Origin of the sequence: Gemmiger formicilis, assembly GCF_024462815.1 — a bacterium.
Taxonomy (GTDB): Bacteria; Bacillota; Clostridia; order Oscillospirales; family Ruminococcaceae; genus Gemmiger.
In genome coordinates, this window is sequence record NZ_JANGCG010000013.1 from 15,304 (window position 1) to 32,191 (window position 16,888).

General features: G+C 50.4%; 15 protein-coding genes and 1 tRNA gene. 12 read left to right on the top strand and 4 right to left on the bottom strand.

The annotated features are described in order from the left end of the window. Positions 1-553 precede the first annotated feature (553 nt). The 4 genes from NE623_RS10870 (at position 554) to NE623_RS10885 (ending at position 7,090) form a co-directional block, all read left to right on the top strand. Entirely contained in the window at positions 554-1,645 is a 1,092-nt protein-coding gene (locus NE623_RS10870; RefSeq protein WP_256272509.1) for an alpha/beta hydrolase, read from the top strand. Between the two features lie 21 nt (positions 1,646-1,666). After that, positions 1,667-4,462: an alpha-L-rhamnosidase gene (locus NE623_RS10875; protein WP_256272508.1), complete on the top strand. Its 2,796-nt coding sequence runs from the start codon at positions 1,667-1,669 to the stop codon at positions 4,460-4,462. 304 nt (positions 4,463-4,766) lie between these two features. Then, positions 4,767-6,143: an MFS transporter gene (locus NE623_RS10880; protein WP_256272507.1), complete on the top strand. Its 1,377-nt coding sequence runs from the start codon at positions 4,767-4,769 to the stop codon at positions 6,141-6,143. A 101-nt stretch (positions 6,144-6,244) separates the two neighbouring features. Further along, positions 6,245-7,090 carry an MFS transporter gene (locus NE623_RS10885; RefSeq protein ID WP_256272506.1) on the top strand — a complete coding sequence of 282 codons (846 nt, stop codon included), beginning with the start codon at positions 6,245-6,247 and terminating at the stop codon, positions 7,088-7,090. 70 nt (positions 7,091-7,160) lie between these two features. Here NE623_RS10885 and NE623_RS10890 read toward each other — a convergent pair whose 3' ends face one another. After that, entirely contained in the window at positions 7,161-7,481 is a 321-nt protein-coding gene (locus NE623_RS10890; RefSeq protein WP_256272505.1) for a transposase, read from the bottom strand. Positions 7,482-7,774: 293 nt separating this feature from the next. On the opposite strand from NE623_RS10890, the gene NE623_RS10895 reads away from it, so the two are divergent. Then, on the top strand, positions 7,775-8,428 hold the full coding sequence (locus NE623_RS10895) for a DUF3846 domain-containing protein (RefSeq protein ID WP_256272504.1): 654 nt from the start codon (positions 7,775-7,777) through the stop codon (positions 8,426-8,428). Positions 8,429-8,873: 445 nt separating this feature from the next. Next, entirely contained in the window at positions 8,874-9,185 is a 312-nt protein-coding gene (locus NE623_RS10900; protein WP_256272503.1) for a hypothetical protein, read from the top strand. A gap of 622 nt (positions 9,186-9,807) precedes the next feature. Here the strand turns inward: NE623_RS10900 and NE623_RS10905 are convergent. After that, positions 9,808-10,368, bottom strand: a complete 561-nt coding sequence (locus NE623_RS10905) for a helix-turn-helix domain-containing protein (protein ID WP_256272502.1) — start codon at positions 10,366-10,368, stop codon at positions 9,808-9,810. A 180-nt stretch (positions 10,369-10,548) separates the two neighbouring features. Here NE623_RS10905 and NE623_RS10910 point away from each other — a divergent pair, with 180 nt between their 5' ends. The 5 genes from NE623_RS10910 (at position 10,549) to NE623_RS10930 (ending at position 14,878) form a co-directional block, all read left to right on the top strand. After that, entirely contained in the window at positions 10,549-10,785 is a 237-nt protein-coding gene (locus NE623_RS10910) for a helix-turn-helix domain-containing protein (protein ID WP_256272500.1), read from the top strand. Between the two features lie 750 nt (positions 10,786-11,535). Beyond that, a complete protein-coding gene (locus NE623_RS10915; protein WP_256272499.1) occupies positions 11,536-12,720 on the top strand; it encodes an AAA family ATPase in 1,185 nt (394 codons plus the stop codon). Next, positions 12,717-12,986: a plasmid mobilization protein gene (locus NE623_RS10920; RefSeq protein ID WP_256272498.1), complete on the top strand. Its 270-nt coding sequence runs from the start codon at positions 12,717-12,719 to the stop codon at positions 12,984-12,986. The genes NE623_RS10915 and NE623_RS10920 overlap by 4 nt, the downstream gene beginning before the upstream one ends. After that, positions 12,973-13,404 carry a relaxase/mobilization nuclease domain-containing protein gene (locus NE623_RS10925; RefSeq protein ID WP_256272497.1) on the top strand — a complete coding sequence of 144 codons (432 nt, stop codon included), beginning with the start codon at positions 12,973-12,975 and terminating at the stop codon, positions 13,402-13,404. The genes NE623_RS10920 and NE623_RS10925 overlap by 14 nt, the downstream gene beginning before the upstream one ends. A 118-nt stretch (positions 13,405-13,522) precedes the next feature. Beyond that, the gene (locus NE623_RS10930) at positions 13,523-14,878 is read left to right on the top strand and encodes a M48 family metallopeptidase (protein ID WP_256272496.1); all 1,356 of its coding nucleotides are present in this window, start codon (positions 13,523-13,525) and stop codon (positions 14,876-14,878) included. A gap of 344 nt (positions 14,879-15,222) precedes the next feature. Here the strand turns inward: NE623_RS10930 and NE623_RS10935 are convergent. After that, positions 15,223-15,311, bottom strand: a tRNA-Ser gene (locus NE623_RS10935). A gap of 142 nt (positions 15,312-15,453) precedes the next feature. Beyond that, entirely contained in the window at positions 15,454-16,026 is a 573-nt protein-coding gene (locus NE623_RS10940) for an alpha/beta hydrolase (RefSeq protein WP_256272495.1), read from the bottom strand. 20 nt (positions 16,027-16,046) lie between these two features. On the opposite strand from NE623_RS10940, the gene NE623_RS10945 reads away from it, so the two are divergent. Beyond that, positions 16,047-16,811, top strand: coding sequence for a MurR/RpiR family transcriptional regulator (locus NE623_RS10945; RefSeq protein ID WP_256272528.1), 765 nt, complete (start codon positions 16,047-16,049; stop codon positions 16,809-16,811). The last annotated feature ends 77 nt before the right edge of the window (positions 16,812-16,888 follow it).

Sequence of the window (16,888 nt, forward strand, 5' to 3'; positions counted from 1 at the left end):
GCGCAGCGCATAAAATCGCGCCGAATGGCGCGCGGTTTTCTCGTTACGTCGTGCTTTTGGCAAGGCAGCACGGAACGGTCAAGACCGTTCCCTACAAAACAATCGATAGGTTGTAAATGCAAGATAAAGCCAAAGAAGGTTTTTCGACAGTCTGACAGGAGGCACCCGAAATGGGTGCCTCCTGTTGCATTTTGAAACTATAAAAGCGGTGGTCTTGGCGCGGATCGCACCAAGACCACCGTTTGCTATGGCATACACCGGCGGGTGCGCCCAGAGCCACGCCTACCCGGATACAAGCCGTTGGTGTTCCCTTGCGGGATGTACTCCGCTTTCCCGGAACTGCGGAGAAAGCCGTTGAAATCATACAGGATTAGTTGTTTCCGTGTGGTGGCAGCACGTGGAGCGTGCTATAATAATGGCGAGAACCAACCCAACAGCGTAAAAAAGTCGGCATCAAAGCCGATGACTGACCATGGACGGCACGCTCTTTGGTTTCCGTTGGGGTAAAGCAGATTTCCCGTAAGATATTCGTAAAAGGGAGGACGAAACGGGTATGAAAATCGTTTGTGGGGCATTGGCCGCTCTTTTGTTCTGTGTGGCAGGCGCGATTTGGTATGTGTATCAAAAAAAGGCGGTGTTTCTGCCAGCACTTTTCGGCTTATGCGGCTTCCCCAAAATAAAGGAAAGCTGTTATTATGATGAAAGCGGACACTTCCGACCGGCAACCAAGGAGGACAAGGTCGGTTTTTTTATGCAGCATCCAATCTTTGGCGGCTTTAATCATATGTTCTTCAATCTGGAGGATAACGCGCTAAAAGCCATTGCCCCTGCAAAGTACAAGGATTTCATGCAGGCACAGGGCCGTGCGGAACAGACCGACACCGCGCTGGATGCGTTCAATTATCTGACGGGCCTTGTGGAGAAGGGACAAGCCAAATTGGTGTCCGGCCTGTACCCGCAGGAAGCCATGAAGGACCATCCCTATCGAAGCCATCTGACGGGAATGTTTTACTACGGGCAGCCGGGCAAGCCACTTGCCATTGTGGTTCCCGGGGGCGGTTTCATTTCTAATGTGACGGATTGCGAGGGATACCCCATCGCGATGGAACTGCATAAAATGGGATATTCCGTCTTTGTCCTCAGCTATCCGATCGGCAAGCAACTGGGCGAAACAGAGCCGTTGAAGCAGGGGCAGGCAGCTGCTAAGGAACTGACACAGGCGATCCGTTATCTGACGAACCATCAAAAGGAACTTGCGATCTGTATGGATGATTATGCCATCTTCGGGTTCTCGGCCGGGGGACTTATGACGACAGCCTATTCTTTTGCAAGCTATGCCGATTGCTGCCACAATCATCACCTGCCAAGACCGAAGGCGATTTTTCCTATGTACGGACTGGATTGGAATATCAAAGCACTCCCGGAGGATCAAGGTTTGGCCGTGTTTTCCATCGCAGGGCGTCAGGATGAGTTCGGCTTTGCCAACGTAGAAGCACAGCTTCCGGCGTTGGAAAAAACACTGGGCAAAGAAAATGTAAGCGTCAAAATCATTGACGGTCTGGGGCATGGCTTTGGCATTGGGTCAGAAACCAAAGTGAAAAACTGGCTTCAGGAAGCAGTTGTCTTTTGGGAAGCGCACAGATAACAGAGAAGCGAGGAAAACCGTATGGGCGAGATTTATGCTGCAAAAACCAATCACATCACAAACCCTGTAGGCTATGCTCTGAAGCCGCTGGTGTTTTCGTGGAAGGTAAAAGGGTGCAAAGGGCAGGAACAGCGCCACGCAAGGATCGTGATCAGCAAAGAGCCGACCCTTACCACGCTTTGCTTCGATACGGGAGAGGCCGCACTTGACAGCCGCGCCGCAAGGGTAGAATTTGATCCACAACCCTACACAAGATATTACTGGAAAGTCCTTGTGGCAACGGATGCCGCAGAAACGATCGAGTCCGACGTGCAGTTTTTTGAGACCGCCAAAATGGAGGAGCCATGGACAGCCCAGTGGATCACCTGTGACAGCAGCCAGCAACGTCATCCGATTTTTTCCAAGCGGATCAGCCCGACCCGGGCAGTTGCACGCGCAAGGCTGTATATTTGCGGTCTGGGATTGTACGAAGCATATTTTCTGGGGGAAACCAGCAAAGTATCGAGCAAAATCGGCGACGAGTATTTAACGCCGTACTGTAACAATTATGCACAGTGGATTCAGTACCAGACTTATGATGTTACGGAGCAGGTATCAGAAGGTGGTATGCTGTCGATCCTGCTGGGAAACGGCTGGTACAAAGGGCGGTTCGGATTCAGCAATCCTGAGCGGAAAGAATACTATGGAAGTGAATGGAAGCTGATCGCGGAGATTCACATTGCGTACCAAGATGGCACAAACGAGGTGGTCGGCACCGATGAGACTTGGTCGGTAAAACGAAGCAACCTGTGGTTCTCCAACATTTATGACGGCGAACGGCGGGATGATACCTTGCCGCCTACCCCGGAATGCTGCGCACGGATCGCACAGGCACCGAAGGGGCGGCTTATGGAACGGCTGTCTATCCCGGTCAAGGCACAAATGCTGCGGAAGCCGGTGGCGTTGATCCATACGCCGCGCGGTGAAGAAGTATTCGATTTGGGGCAGGAAATCACAGGAATTTTCCAACTGCGTGTGCGGGAACCGGCGGGGACAACGATTCGCATTCAAACCGGCGAGGTGCTTCAAGATGGGTGTTTCTATAACGAAAACCTGAGAACGGCACTTTCGGAATATATCTATGTCTCAGATGGAAAAGAAAAAACCATTGTTCCCCATTTTACATACTATGGCTACCGTTATGTAAAGGTCAGCGGTGTTTCCAACCTGTCATGCGAGGATTTTACAGCCATCGTGCTGCACAGCGATTACGAGAGCATCGGCAACGTGAAAACGGGCAATGCGCTGGTAAATCAACTGATCTCTAATGTAGAATGGGGCATGAGGGGAAACTTTCTCGATGTGCCAACCGATTGCCCGCAACGCGATGAGCGAATGGGCTGGACCGGCGATACGCAGGTCTTTTCCGCAACGGCAAGCTATCTGGCCGATTCGTTTGCCTTCTATCGGAAATATTTATACGATCTGTATCAGGAACAGCTCTTGGCTGGCGGTATGGTCCCCGAGGTCGTCCCCACATTCGGGCCGAGCAAGTGTTCCTGCGCATGGGGCGATGCTGCGTGTATCATTCCGTGGAATGTATATTTGTTCAGCGGTGACAAAACGATCCTTGAAAACCAGATCGAGAGCATGAAAGCATGGGTCGATTATATCCGCAAGATCGACGGCAATCACCATGGATGGAGACAGGTTTTTCATTACGGAGACTGGCTGGCGCTTGACCGTGCCGGGGCCGTTGCAAACAGCGTTTACGGGGCGACGGACGAAGCCTACATCGCTGACATCTACTATGCGGCAAGTGCCCAGATCGTTGCCAAAGCGGCCGCAGTTCTCGGTCTGGAAGAAACAAGACAGAACTACCAGGCCATCGCCGACCGCCAGTGGCAGGTGGTGAAGGAAGAATATTTTACCGCTACCGGCAGATGTGCCGTGAAAACGCAGACAGGGCTCGTCCTTGCACTGAAATACCATTTGTCGGACAATGAACGTCTGACGGAGCAGATGCTCCGAAAACTCCTTCGGGACAACAAAAATAAGCTGAACACCGGCTTTGTGGGGACCCCGCTGCTGTGTAACGTCCTGACCGAGCATGGCATGACGGATTTGGCTTATCGGCTACTCCTGAACGAGGAGTACCCGGGCTGGCTCCACGAAGTAAAGTTAGGGGCCACAACGGTGTGGGAGCGCTGGAACTCGCTGGATGAAAACGGTCGCATTTCCAGCACCGGGATGAACAGCCTGAATCATTATTCCTATGGCGCTGTATTGGAGTGGATCTTCCGCCATGTAGCCGGGATCGATGTGACGGAGCAAGGCCCGGGCGGCAAGATGATGCGCATCAGCCCCAAGGTGGATCACAAGTTGGGCTCGGCAAGCGCGGTTTACGATTCGGCCAGCGGGTGCTATCGCTGTGGGTGGCAGATCGCAAACGGCGACCAAATCACAGTCACCGTCACCGTTCCGTTCGGTGCAAAGGCGCAGGTGATCCTTCCGTATGCGCCAGACTCCGTATACCACGATACGGATAACCCTTTGTTTGAAACGGTGGAAAACGGGATCTGCTGCGTAAAGGCCGGGCAATATACGGTCACCTACAAGGCCGCAAGCCCCTTGAAAAAAAGCTACAGCGTAGACTCCACGCTGGAAGACTTGTTGGCTGAGCCGGCGATCAGGGCGTTCCTTTCCAATATGATGGAGGTGGATATGATCCCGGATCTTGCGTATGGGCTTACGCTGCGGCAGGCCGCAGAAGCTTTCGCGGGCGGGGTGAGCGCAGAGCAAGCACAACGTCTCAACGTATTGCTGGAAGAATTTTGAACGTTTCGGGAACACGTTTCCGACGAAGGAACGCTAATTTCTACAAGCGCAGGAGACCATTATGGAGCTTACAAGACTTAAAGCAAACAGTCAATACAGACCATGAAGATATAGAAGTGGATATCCCCTGCAACACTACGGCAGTGGTAAACCTGCCAGACGGAAGTTCGTACATGATCGGAAGTGGTTCCTATACGTTTGATTGCGATGTAAAGCAGTAATTCCGGGCAAAAACGTCAGATCAGCGGGCGGCACCGCGATGGAACGCCCCATTTTCCAACACACGGAAAGGAAGGATAACATAATGGAAAACGCTGTTACCAAAAAGGAAAAATTCAGCTACGGTATGTATTTTATGGGCCAGAACGTATTCTACGGCCTGATTGGATACATGACCACTTATTTCACGGATGTCGGCATCACGGCGGCTTTGGTTGCGGTCGTGGCACTGATCACAAAAGTATGGGATGCCATCAACGATCCCATCTTCGGCATGATCATGGATAAGGTGCATTTTAAGAAAGGAAAATTTCTCCCCTGGCTCCGAATGTCTGTCATCGCGATCCCGGTCTCTACCATTCTTCTTTTCGTGATCCCTACGGGCATCCCGTTGGTGGCCAAGGTCATCTGGGCGACCCTTGCCTATATGCTGTGGGATACAGCCTATACGCTTTGCGATGTGCCGATTTTTGGCATTGTCACTACAATGACGCTTGACCAGAAAGAGCGCGTGTCCCTGAACAGCATCGGAAGAATTTTTGCAATTTTTGCCGGCATTGTGACCGGCATCCTTTTGCCACTGGTCAGACAGAGTTTGGGCGGCTGGGCTACGACTGTGATCGTGTTGTCCATTTTGTCCGCTGCCATGATGATCCCGATGTGTCTGTTTGCAAAAGAGCGCGTGATCGAAAGAGAAAAAGCACGGGATGGAGGAGCCGAGGAAAACTATACGCTGCGCGATATGGTTGAATGCCTGCGTTCCAATAAATACCTGTTGATTTTCTTTGCTGCTCCTCTTATCAGCAGTCTGCTCAATGTTGGTGCCACCTGGGGGTTATACATTGCCCGGTATTGCCTCGGCGGCGAAGAAATTGCTTCCTTTGTCTCGATGGCGGTGATCGTTCCGACACTGATCGGTGCGGCGATTGCTGTACAACTATGCAAGAAATATGACAAATTCAAAATTTTCTATTTCTCCTATATGTTTGCTTTGATTTTGGGCATCGTTCGCTACATAGCCGGATATGAGAACATGATGGTCTATGTGATCCTAAACGCACTGGGTGGATTTCCTCTGGGCATCGCCGCGATCCTGCAATACCAATTCACCCCCGATTGTTATGAGTACGGGCAGTACAAAACCGGACTGAAAATGCGTGGCGTTACTTTTGCGGCGCAGACGTTCTTTACCAAACTGAACGGTGCGGTCGCAACCGCCGTCAGCGTTTTTGCCCTGACTCTGATCGGTTTCAAAGAAGGTGAGGGCGTCATTCAGGCGGCAGGGTTTGCCGATAAATTGTGGACCTTCAGCTGCCTTGGCAGCATCATTGGGGGGATCTGCACGCTGCTCGTCCTGCGCCTGTACAAACTCAACGACCATGATGTTCAGCTCATGTCCAAGTGCAACAATGGTGAGATCACCCGCGAGGAAGCGGAAGCACAGATGATCAATCGGTACTAAGTTATCTCTACGTCAATCCCTTGCGGCTGAGAAGCACTTTTTCCTGCATCCCTCCCAAAAATCCAATCGGCATCAGAATCCCGGATTTTTTGGGGGGGATTTTGCCGCATGATCCCGTTGGACGATCTGATCGGCTGTTTCTCGTTTGTACGGGAGAACAGCATAAAATCATTTGTTTTGCTAAACTTTGGAGGCAAGCTGCAACACATGAATGGATAACGCCCAAAGGCACCGACGACGAACGGTATAGCCTGCGGGAATTGTTTCAGTTCCTTCGCTTCAAGCCAGTCTGGACGCACTTCCTCACGATTCTGCTATCCACGGTCGGCACCTCCCTTAGCAGTGGCACCGGCACCTTTTTCTACACTTATATTATGAAGGATCTCAAACTGATGTCAGGTGTTTCGGTTATTTCCCTTGTGATTACTCTGCTCGGCATGGCTGTGGCACCTGTTTTGGCAAACAAACTCGGAAAGAAAAACGTTTTTCTCGCGGGGATCATCGTTGCCGTAGGTGGGTCACTGATCCGGTTTATAGATGTCCGGTCTCTGCTGCTGATCTATTTGGGCGCTGTTTTCGCCGGGATCGGTGGGGGCTTTATCGGACCCCTTGCCTACGGCATTCAGGCCGACAACACGATGTATGTGCAATATAAAACCGGCAAACGAGCCGAAGCCGCCGTCGCATCCCTGTCCTCGTTTGTCTCCAAAGCCGCCCAAGGCGTTGCGGGGGCAATCCCTGGATATATGTTGGCGGCAACAGGATTTATTGGAGGAGCAGCGCAACAACCGCAGAGCGTCGAAGACGGCATCATCTTCTGTTCCATCATGCTTCCGCTGATCCTGTGCGCTGCTGCCGGGCTGGTTTTTGGGACCTTGTATCCTCTTGGAAAAAAAGAAGTCGATGAAATAACTCTGGCGATTGAACAGGGTGTCTCCACAAAATGACACCCCCAAACACTTTTTCTTACACGCCATCCACCAGAAAATCCAATCGGCATCGGAATGCCGGGATTTATTACGGAAGCAACGCAGCAACCACAGAGCAATGAAGCATAATGCTGCTCAAAAATGCCAGCGCAGAGGAAAAACGGGAGTTCGCGCGGACCTTTTCTGTTGTCTTTCTGCCCTTGGTCATATAAATCTCCGTTCCGGCTGCTCGCCTCTCCTTGATTTCTTTATGACCATTATACCACTTTATCCAGTTCCGCAGCTGCTTTTTGTCTTTGATCCCGTGTTTTTTGCAAATAGTCCGTAAACTGCCACCGCCTCCAAGATAATCCTGCACTGCTTGCAGCTTTAGCTTCCTGTCGTAGTACTTGTTCCTTCTTCTTGACATAATAAAGCCCCCTTAGTGTAGACTTGAAAATTTTTGCTTTTTTAGATGTCTACTCTAAGGGGACTATATCAATTGTCAGCGCATTATCAGTGAATACAACTATTCAAAAATGAGCATTTTGATATATATCATAGGAGATTACGGTTCAATTCCCCAAATTCTTTGTCACCCCCGCTGTATCACCCGATACAGCGGTATTTTTTTATCAAAAAGGAGTTTTCTACCTGATAAACGAGAACAAAATCCGAATTCTGTATATTCAGCCGGGCAAGCATCCGGAAGAACGGTTCGCTATGAATGAGCTGCGCACGCTTCAGCAGCTTGTCGGTGGGGATATGCAAGCCGTATACCCATGGTCAAAGGACGATGTGGCGCTTATCTGCAACGATTCGGGCAAGGTGGATGGTCTGCCGCTGAACCGTTCCCTTGAGGATTATGATATTATCGCGGGCAATTTTTTTATTTGCGGTTTTTCCGGGGAGGAATTTTGCAGCCTGACCGACAAGCAGCTCCGACACTACGAAAAGCTGTTTCGTGACCCGGAGCTGTTCTTGCCGACCCCCATTGGCATTATGGGCATCGCCCTGTCCATTGAACACGGGCAGGGTTATTCCTGCCGTAGCCACATACTGGCAGCTGTCCCATGGAGAATCGTTGCGGCCAGCCTTGAGCAGCTTCAGCACTACTGTCCTGTCAGCAAATTCCGCGGCGGTTTTGGCTGCGGGATCTGTATCTGTGTCGCTCAGATAGTAGCAGTTGGTGGGGTTGTTATTAGCTTGGCCGTAGCCTACGATTTTACTAACATAATTGCCACCAGTGATTTCGCCGACATTATAGCAGTTGAAAATTCGTCCGGAAAGATTATAACCGCAGATACCGCCGGTGTCGCTACTGCCGGTGATGTTGCCGATGTTATAGCAATCGCAGATTATTGTCATAGAACTTGAACTGGGGACATATCCGACAATTCCGCCGACTCTGGCATCTTTGCCTGTGTAGGAGACCGTGCAGAGGCTGGCGCAGTTTTCAATGGTTTCTCTCTCAGCGTAGCCCGCAATGCCGCCGCACCACCCCTGGTCAACAGTACATGACACCGAGCCTGCCACCGTCAGTTTCCGGATGGCACCGCCTATTACGCAGCCGAACAGACCGGCGCGCTTGACATCGCCGGTTATGCTCAGATTCCTGACGGTGTGTCCCTGCCCGTCAAAGGTACCGGTATAGGCACTGGATTCACTCGGGCCGATGGGCGTCCATTCCTCATTATTCAAATCAATGTCCGCAGTCAGCACAGCGCAGATTTTGGTTTCATCTGGGGTTTTGGCATTATTCACCTTATCCCGGAACCATTTCAGCCCCTCGGCGGAGGAAATCTGATAGGGGTCGTTCTCCGTGCCGCTGCCGGTGGCAAGCGCGGGGGTGCCGGTGATCGTACCGTTGAATACCAATATGGATTTTCCTCTTGAACGCAGCTTAGAGGATTGTCTAAAGGCCGTTGAAGTCAAGTCTTTATCGAGATATTTTGATGATCAGCTTGATGCGGCAGAGGAATTATACGGTATACAGCTTCACTTCAACTTTAACACAAACGATGTAAAGGTGCTCATCGACAGCTATCGAATCGCATACAGCCAAGAGATATGTGACCGCTGCGAAGCTCTTATACGCCGCCAGATGCTGCATTACGGATATCTTGTTAGATAGATTGAATGCGGGGCAGAGCGAGCCATTAGGCAAGAAACGACAAGATTAAGACTTAATTGATAATTAGCGCCGCCTAGAATTTACAGGTCACTGTATCAGCAATGTAGAATTTCCACAATCGGTAATGTTGAATGCATGCCCTCACAAAATAGAATGTGGCATCAAACTCAATTTTCCAGACACTGACTGGAAAATCTAATAGTTAAGATATGATTGCGACAAAGTCTTTTCACGGCGTGTAATCCGAACGCTATCGTTCTGCAATAATTATACCGCTTTTCTAATAAGATAATTCAATTCCATAATTCTTATCAAAAGTTAACAGCATTCCACCGTGGTGCGACATCTCAAATTGCCAGACACCGTCTGGCAATTTGAGGATTTCACTTAAGAATATCCTCTGGTAAGCGTAAATAAAATGTTGGATGTTCTGTTGGAACAGCAGACATATTATAAAACGGAAAATGAATAACAGCCGCAAATAGGATCCTCACACAAAATCATCTAAAACTAAGGAAAGCACACGCGATACCAATCCATCTGATTTTTTCAGCGGATTTGGTCGTGTGTGCTTTTCTTGGTATATGATTTTATGGATGGTTATGGAACGCGGTGATACCTTTTATTTGGCTTTTCTCCATTTTCTTTTCGGTTCGCGCTTCCCGGCCATATCGGAGGAAGCGGGCCATTGGAGCAACCATTCGAGATACTCGGATTTTGTGATAGTGCCGGAGGCAAGTTCCTGCTTTCGGGTAAGCCACTCCTTCATGAGGTCATTAAAGAGTGGTACATTCACCCACAGTACGGTTGCGGGTGCGATTGAGTCGCCCCATGTGGTGCAGGCGTTGCCGCGCAGTTCGATTGTTTTACTTTCTATCGGCGCAATCGAAGCATCAAGCGTGGTTTCAGCCAGTTTGAAAGATCTTCTATGTTCAAAATCATACCACATAATTGTCCGCAGAATATCCGGAAGAAACTTGTCGCTTACGAAAAATGTTTCTTCCTTGACATCCAAAACTTTTGCGATTTCCTTCAGTAGAGATGGCTTGGGAACACGGTATCCTATTTCATATTGTGCGATTCGATTCGCGCCGCCGTCCCCAAGATTGAGAAGGTCACCCAGTTGTTTTTGTGTCAGACCTCTATGAAGTCGTACTAGTTTGATTTTTTGACCTACTTCCATGAAAAAAGCCCTCCAATAAATTTTCTCTATTGTAGCACACCATAACATGAAAGCGCAAGTGAAAAATCGAAAAATGAATTTTTTGTGACTTCTATTGACATTCGCTCGTGAGCGAAGTATCTTATATGTATACTTCGCTTGCAAGCGAAGGCAAAATACTGATGTAAGGATGGTGATCGAATGGATTGTAAAGAAATCAGGGAAATGTACAAGCTCATGTTTGCGGAGTACCCGGACATTGTAACGGTCAAGGATCTGCAAGCCATGCTGGGTATCAGCCGCCACGCGGCCTATGATCTGCTGGGGGAGGGCGAAATCAGCTGCATCCGGCTGGGAAACGCCTACAAAATCCCAAAAATCAATGTGATCAATTATGTTCTGAAAAGTCCGTGCGGTCAGACCCGCGTGAGCGCGTAGGAGCTGCCTTGATTCTGGTAAGAGCACCTCCCCGTCTCAAATAGATTCGGCACCTTGAAAACTGCATATCCGACAAGCAAGGTACATTCACCACATTGCCGTCAACTTACGAGTACGGCAGCGCAGACAGAGTACGCGCCATGACTGCCACCGGGCACGAGCGATTCAGTCTCTGGTAAACACCCCGTGGCGGAGTGGAGCGCAATGACAGATGTGGTCGTAAAGATACTTCCGTCCAGTCATAGTTCACACAATGAGGGCGGCAGGCAGAGAACCTGGCTGGGGTAAAAATACCCATGATGCCGTTGCAGCCGAACGGCAGCCTTGCAAGTCGTCCCCGCAGCTGGGGCAAAGTGGACAAATGCAGCTGTAAATCGAAAAGTTATCCCGAAAGTATGCGAAACCGATTCACATTTTCCAGTCTAATAAAAGTAGGGAATCAGAACCGTATACTTTCGGGGAATTTATTGCAAGTGAATCAGATTTGATTCACTTTCCAGAGCGTAAGGCATAAAAGTGAATCAGTTCTGATTCACTTGCAGTAACCGCCCAAATCCGCCCGGTGTGGGGCGGATGCCCCGCGTCGCACACGGACGCGACATCACCCGCAGACCCGCCGTTTGGCGCGTTTGTGGGGCTGTGTGGCAGCGTGAGCCGTACAACTTAACACTAGAGAGTAAAACTTACTACACACAAAACGACGATAGTATGAGATAATAGATATATACCAAAACAGAAAGGACGATGCGAATGAATTATGAAAAACTTCCGAAAACGATCTCCGCCGAAGAACTCCTCTCCACGCCGCTGCCGCCGGTCAAGTGGATCATCCCTGATTTGCTCCCCGCCGGTCTTGCGCTGTTTGCCGGCCCCAGCAAAGCGGGCAAAAGCTGGCTAACCTTGTGGCTGTGTTTGCAGGTGGCGCAGGGAAAGCCTATGTGGGGACGCGAAATTGAGCCGCACACCGTGCTTTATCTCTCGCTGGAGGATACCTTTAACCGCCTGCAAAAGCGCCTTCTCCAGCTTGTGGGCAGCGAAGAAGCCCCCGAACGGCTGGTCATGCAGACGGAATGCAGCAGCATCGGGCAGGGGCTGGAGGAACAGCTTGTCAGCTTTATCTACCAGCACCCGGATACCGGGCTGATCGTCATCGATACCTTACAAAAGGTGCGCTCCAGCGACCAGAACAACAGTATGTATGCCAGCGATTACAAGGAAATCAGTGCGTTGAAGGCACTGGCTGATAAGTACAATGTCTGCATTTTGCTGATCCACCATCTGCGCAAACAAGCCGCAGATGATCCGTTCCAGCAGATTGCAGGCTCCAACGGTTTGATGGGCGCGTCCGATACCAGCTGGGTCATGCAGCGCAAGCGTATGAGCCAGACCGCCAGCATCTTGGTGACCGGGCGCGATATGGATAACAAAACGCTGCGTCTGCACGAAGAAAACTGCGTTTGGATACTGGATGAGGAAGAAAGCACCGAACAAATTATCGCTAAGGCTGTGCCGAGTTACCTTTGGAAAGTGGCTGACTACATCGATAGTGTCGGAACATGGCAAGGCACGGCTACCGAATTGCTTTCTGCAGCCGATATTGAGGGCGTTTTGCCCCACCAGCTGACCCGGAAAATCGTGGAGCATTACGATACCGTATTCACCCCAAGAGGTATCCGCTATGAAACCCACCGCACCTCGCAGGCGCGGCAGATGAAGTTCTCTCGTGACGGAAATGACGCAGATGACGCTAATGACGCTGAAATTGACATAACCCAGCTTTTCAAATGGGATATCTCACAAACAGCGTCATCAGCGTCATTAGCGTCACAAGGGTCGCGTAAGGAGAGCAAGCATGGGCGAAGTGTTGCCACAGGGCAACCCGCCGAAAAGCCTACGGGGACAGCCCCGAACCCCTGTGAGGCCGCTGGCGCATGAGAAAACGCAGCGTTGGAATCAATGTTCGCGTCAGCGTCACAGAGAAACGAAAAATGACGCTGATGGCTAAACGATGCGGGCTGTCGCTCTCGGAATACTTACGCCAGCGGGCGCTGGGATATGAACCGGGTGGACACCCGCCCAAGGAGGTATTTGATGTGTTGGATAAGATTGATGAAATGGCAGAAAACTGTCAACCGAGTGCAGGTGCTAAAATTACAGCCTGTGCAGATGAAATAAGGGACCTGCTCATTGGCGGTAACTAAGATCTGGACGATTAAGGACAGCTTACAGCGCGTCCTTGATTATGCCGCCAACCCGGACAAAACCGAATACGATGCCCTTGCCCAAACGCTGCACTATGCAGAGAACGATGCCAAGACCAAGCTGAACGAGAGCGCCCAGCTTGTCACCGGCATCCATTGCAGGGCAGACCATGCGTGGGAAGATATGCGGGCTGTACAGGCACGCTTTGGTAAAACAGACGGCGTGGTGGCGCTCCATGCCTACCAGAGTTTCCGCGAGGGCGAGGTAACCCCGGAGCAGTGCCACGAAATCGGCGTGGCGCTGGCACGCAAGGTCTGGGGCAAGCGTTTCCAAGTGCTGGTTGCCACCCATATGAATACGGATAACCTGCACAACCACTTCGTTATCAATTCCGTGTCCTATGTGGACGGACGGTAAGAATTGTATGGCAACATTCAAAATCTTGCGTTCCGTTAATTTGAAAAGGTCTAGTATTTCGTGTCGTGTTGTGCTATTCTTAAGAAGGATGATTCCATAAAAGAGGAGGATACTTCAAATGGCAATGAACACAAGCGTTTTCATGCACGACTCAGACAAGGCGGCACTACAGGCATTGAAATCCATTCCGGGCTTCGCACCGCTTTTGAAGGGATTTATGAGCATTTGGAACGAACGTCAGTATCAGCTATCTAATATGTCCTCGCGTCTACGGCTAGGCGAGAATCAAATGTCCAAGTATTATGATATGCTTCCACCTATTTGCAAAAAACTTGGCATTGAGGTTCCTGATTTATATATCGAATTGAATGTTTCTCCCAATTCGTATACCAGCGGAGATACAAAGCCCTTTATCGTGATGACGTCGGGGCTACTTGAAACCTTGCCGGATGAATTGATTCCAACTGTTCTTGCTCACGAGTGCGGACATATAGCTTGTCACCATGTTCTTTATACCACGATGGGCAGGCTGATTTTGAGTGGTGCTTTTCAACTACCCGGTCTTTCCTCTCTAATCACAGCACCTCTTCAAATTGCTTTTGCCTATTGGATGAGATGCAGCGAGTTTTCCGCAGATAGAGCTGCGGTTCTTTATGATGGTGCGCCAGATAAGATGGTAGAGGTCTGTATGCGCTTTGCCGGTTATGACAAGGATATTGTTGCCGATGCCAGCGTGTCTGCGTTTATGGAACAGGCAAAAGATTACAAAGAACTCGTTGCCAATTCAACGTGGGATAAAACCTTAGAATTTTTAATGTTCAGTCAATATGACCATCCTCTTACCGCTCTTCGTGCGTATGAATGTAACGAATGGTCTGACACAGAGCAATTCAGGAAAATCCAGTCATACTTAAATGAGAACTCCTTTGAAAGTGATTTTTCTCCCGCCAGTCGAGAAATTCCGGTGAGAGAATCCGCTAAATTTTACATCGGAAAAGATTTCAATGAAGTAAAATTCGCTTTTGAATCCGATGGATTTATCTCTGTGAAAACAGTCAAGACCTCTGAAAAAGGGCTTTTTACAAAGAGTGGGCAGGTCATTTCTGTCAGTATAGGCGAAAGCAATAGTTTTGAAAAGGATTCTTGGCATCGCAGTGATTCTGAAATAATGATCACTTACTATGAGCCTCTTAGTACCGAAGAGCTTACTGCGCTGCACAACGGAAGAATCCAAACTCCCGATTCGGCTAAGAAATGCATCGGAAGAAGTTATCAGGACGTTATGCAGGAATTCTCCGATGCCGGCTTTACACAAATCGTTGTTGAAAAGCAAGATGTAAAGAAGGGGCTTCTTACAAAAGATCTTGCCATTTCCAAGATCACGATTAAGGGTCAATTACAGTTTTCAAGGGGCGACTGGTTTGAACCGGATTCACTCGTTCGCATTATTTATCAGAAAATTATCAGCGAGTGATACCGATTCTATGTTATCCTTGCGTGGCATTTTCACAAGTACACTTCGAAAGAAGTTTCTCTGCTATAAGGTTATTCAAACAAATGCGTTACATTTTCCACAGAGGAAATTCGCCTTATGCGTACCACTGTAAATCAACTGAGAAATGAAAAGCTGGCAAAAGGAAAGTACACCGATGCGGCGGATGATACGCTGTTAAAATTATTCTAAACTTCGAACGCTGACAAAAAACGCATTGCAAAAGTACATTGCAATGCGCTTTTTCGTGCGACCGGTGGATTTTCCCGCGCCCTTGCAAAGTTTGCCGCAAAAACAAAAAGCAGCACCCCGCAAGGTGCTGCTTTTGGCGCAGACGGTGGGATTCGAACCCACGTGGCATTGCTGCCAAATTGATTTCGAGTCAATCTCGTTACGACCGCTTCGATACGTCTGCATATTCGGTTTTGCTGCGGGGCCGGTCGGGCACGGTACAACTGGTGCCGATTGGCTGTACAGCTTATTATAACAGCTCCCGCGAGGAATGTCAATTCTCTGCAGGGGGTAATTCTCGGGTTCATTCTCGGTGGGGCGGCGGGCTATGGCATGGTGCGGGGAACACAGCCGTGCAGAAAGTCTGCCGTATTCTGCATAACCTCCCCCAAAATCTGTATATTTCGCAGGGTGTCGGGTGTTTCGAGGGAGTGATTTGCCTGCGCGTAGACGGTTATCGGCGTGCCGTTGGCGCGGCTTTGCGCGGTGACGGCGTCCACATCGCTCCATGGGTCGGCGGTGCCGAGGAAGGCAATCGCGTGCTGCGGGGCAAACTCATAGGTCAGGGCCAGCGGCGTGTACAGCACGTGGCGGCAGGGCACGGCGTGCTTTTGGGCGTAGGCGGAGGCAATGGCCGTGCCGATGCTTTTGGAAAGAAACAGCACATCGTCATATTGTGCCCAGCCCACCGCGGCTAGCTGGGCTTCGGCCTGCGTGTACAGGGCGTCAAAGGCGGCGCGCAGGGCGGCGGGATTCTCCCGCAGACCGTCCTTCTGGCAGGTGTATTGCAGCAGAAGCGCGTGGTCATACCCGGCGGTAGCCGCCAGCTTGCGGCTGTAGTACAGCAGCGGCTTATCACAGTGGTAGCCAATACCCGGAAAGCAGACAACCAGCTTCATCTCGGCACCCTCCTTGCTTGATGATTCCGGTGGGGCGGTCTGGCCCCACCCCCAAAGTATACCACCGCGCCGCCGCAGGCACAAGACAAAATCTGCGCCGCCGGTTGACATTTTCCTGCCGGGATGCTACCTTTAAAGCAGGGCCGCGGCCTCTATCCCTCTACAACAAAGGAGCCTGCCTATGGTTCACTGCACAGGCGCTGAAAAGCCTGAACGAGCTGGAAATACTTGTCTACCAGTATGTTATGGAGCATCGCTCCGCCGTCCCCTATATGCGCATCCGGGAGCTTGCCACAGAGGCGCACGTTTCCACCACCACCGTGCTGCATTTCTGCAAAAAGATGGGGTGCGAGGGCTTCTCGCAGTTCAAATGGAAGCTGAAGGAGGAGGGCGGCACCAACGCCCGCGACAAGGACATCCCCGATTCCTTGAGTGAGCTGCAGACCTTTTTCTGGCGGGTCGGCACACCGGCCTATCAGGAAAAGCTCGAAAACGCCGCGGCCATCATTGCCCGCATGGAGCGCATTTTTATGGTGGGCATCGGCAATTCCGGCAGCATTGCCAGCTACGGTGTGCGGTATTTTTCCAATCTGGGCAAATTTGCGCTCTGCGTGTCAGACCCATTTTACCCCATCACGCTGGTCAAGCTCTGCGACCTGACGCTGCCTTATTACACAACCATGCGCCGCAACGAAGCCGAAAACTACGATTATTCGTCACAAATCCAGGCGGTCTATCTTCTGGAGTCCCTGGCACGGCGTGTGCACAACCGCCCGAATGAGTAATACTACACAAAAAACAGCACGCTTTCCGCAAAAAATAGGTTGCTTTGCGGCGCGTGCTGTTTTTTACGACCCAAAAC

Coding starts and splice junctions, on each gene's coding strand:
- NE623_RS10915 (WP_256272499.1), top strand. CDS start 11,536: ATGAATTATGAAAAACTTCCGAAAACGATCTCCGCCGAAGAACTCCTC.
- NE623_RS10930 (WP_256272496.1), top strand. CDS start 13,523: ATGGCAATGAACACAAGCGTTTTCATGCACGACTCAGACAAGGCGGCA.
- NE623_RS10940 (WP_256272495.1), bottom strand. CDS start 16,026: ATGAAGCTGGTTGTCTGCTTTCCGGGTATTGGCTACCACTGTGATAAG.
- NE623_RS10920 (WP_256272498.1), top strand. CDS start 12,717: ATGAGAAAACGCAGCGTTGGAATCAATGTTCGCGTCAGCGTCACAGAG.
- NE623_RS10910 (WP_256272500.1), top strand. CDS start 10,549: ATGGATTGTAAAGAAATCAGGGAAATGTACAAGCTCATGTTTGCGGAG.
- NE623_RS10905 (WP_256272502.1), bottom strand. CDS start 10,368: ATGGAAGTAGGTCAAAAAATCAAACTAGTACGACTTCATAGAGGTCTG.
- NE623_RS10895 (WP_256272504.1), top strand. CDS start 7,775: ATGAATGAGCTGCGCACGCTTCAGCAGCTTGTCGGTGGGGATATGCAA.
- NE623_RS10875 (WP_256272508.1), top strand. CDS start 1,667: ATGGGCGAGATTTATGCTGCAAAAACCAATCACATCACAAACCCTGTA.
- NE623_RS10880 (WP_256272507.1), top strand. CDS start 4,767: ATGGAAAACGCTGTTACCAAAAAGGAAAAATTCAGCTACGGTATGTAT.
- NE623_RS10890 (WP_256272505.1), bottom strand. CDS start 7,481: ATGTCAAGAAGAAGGAACAAGTACTACGACAGGAAGCTAAAGCTGCAA.
- NE623_RS10870 (WP_256272509.1), top strand. CDS start 554: ATGAAAATCGTTTGTGGGGCATTGGCCGCTCTTTTGTTCTGTGTGGCA.
- NE623_RS10945 (WP_256272528.1), top strand. CDS start 16,047: ATGATTCCGGTGGGGCGGTCTGGCCCCACCCCCAAAGTATACCACCGC.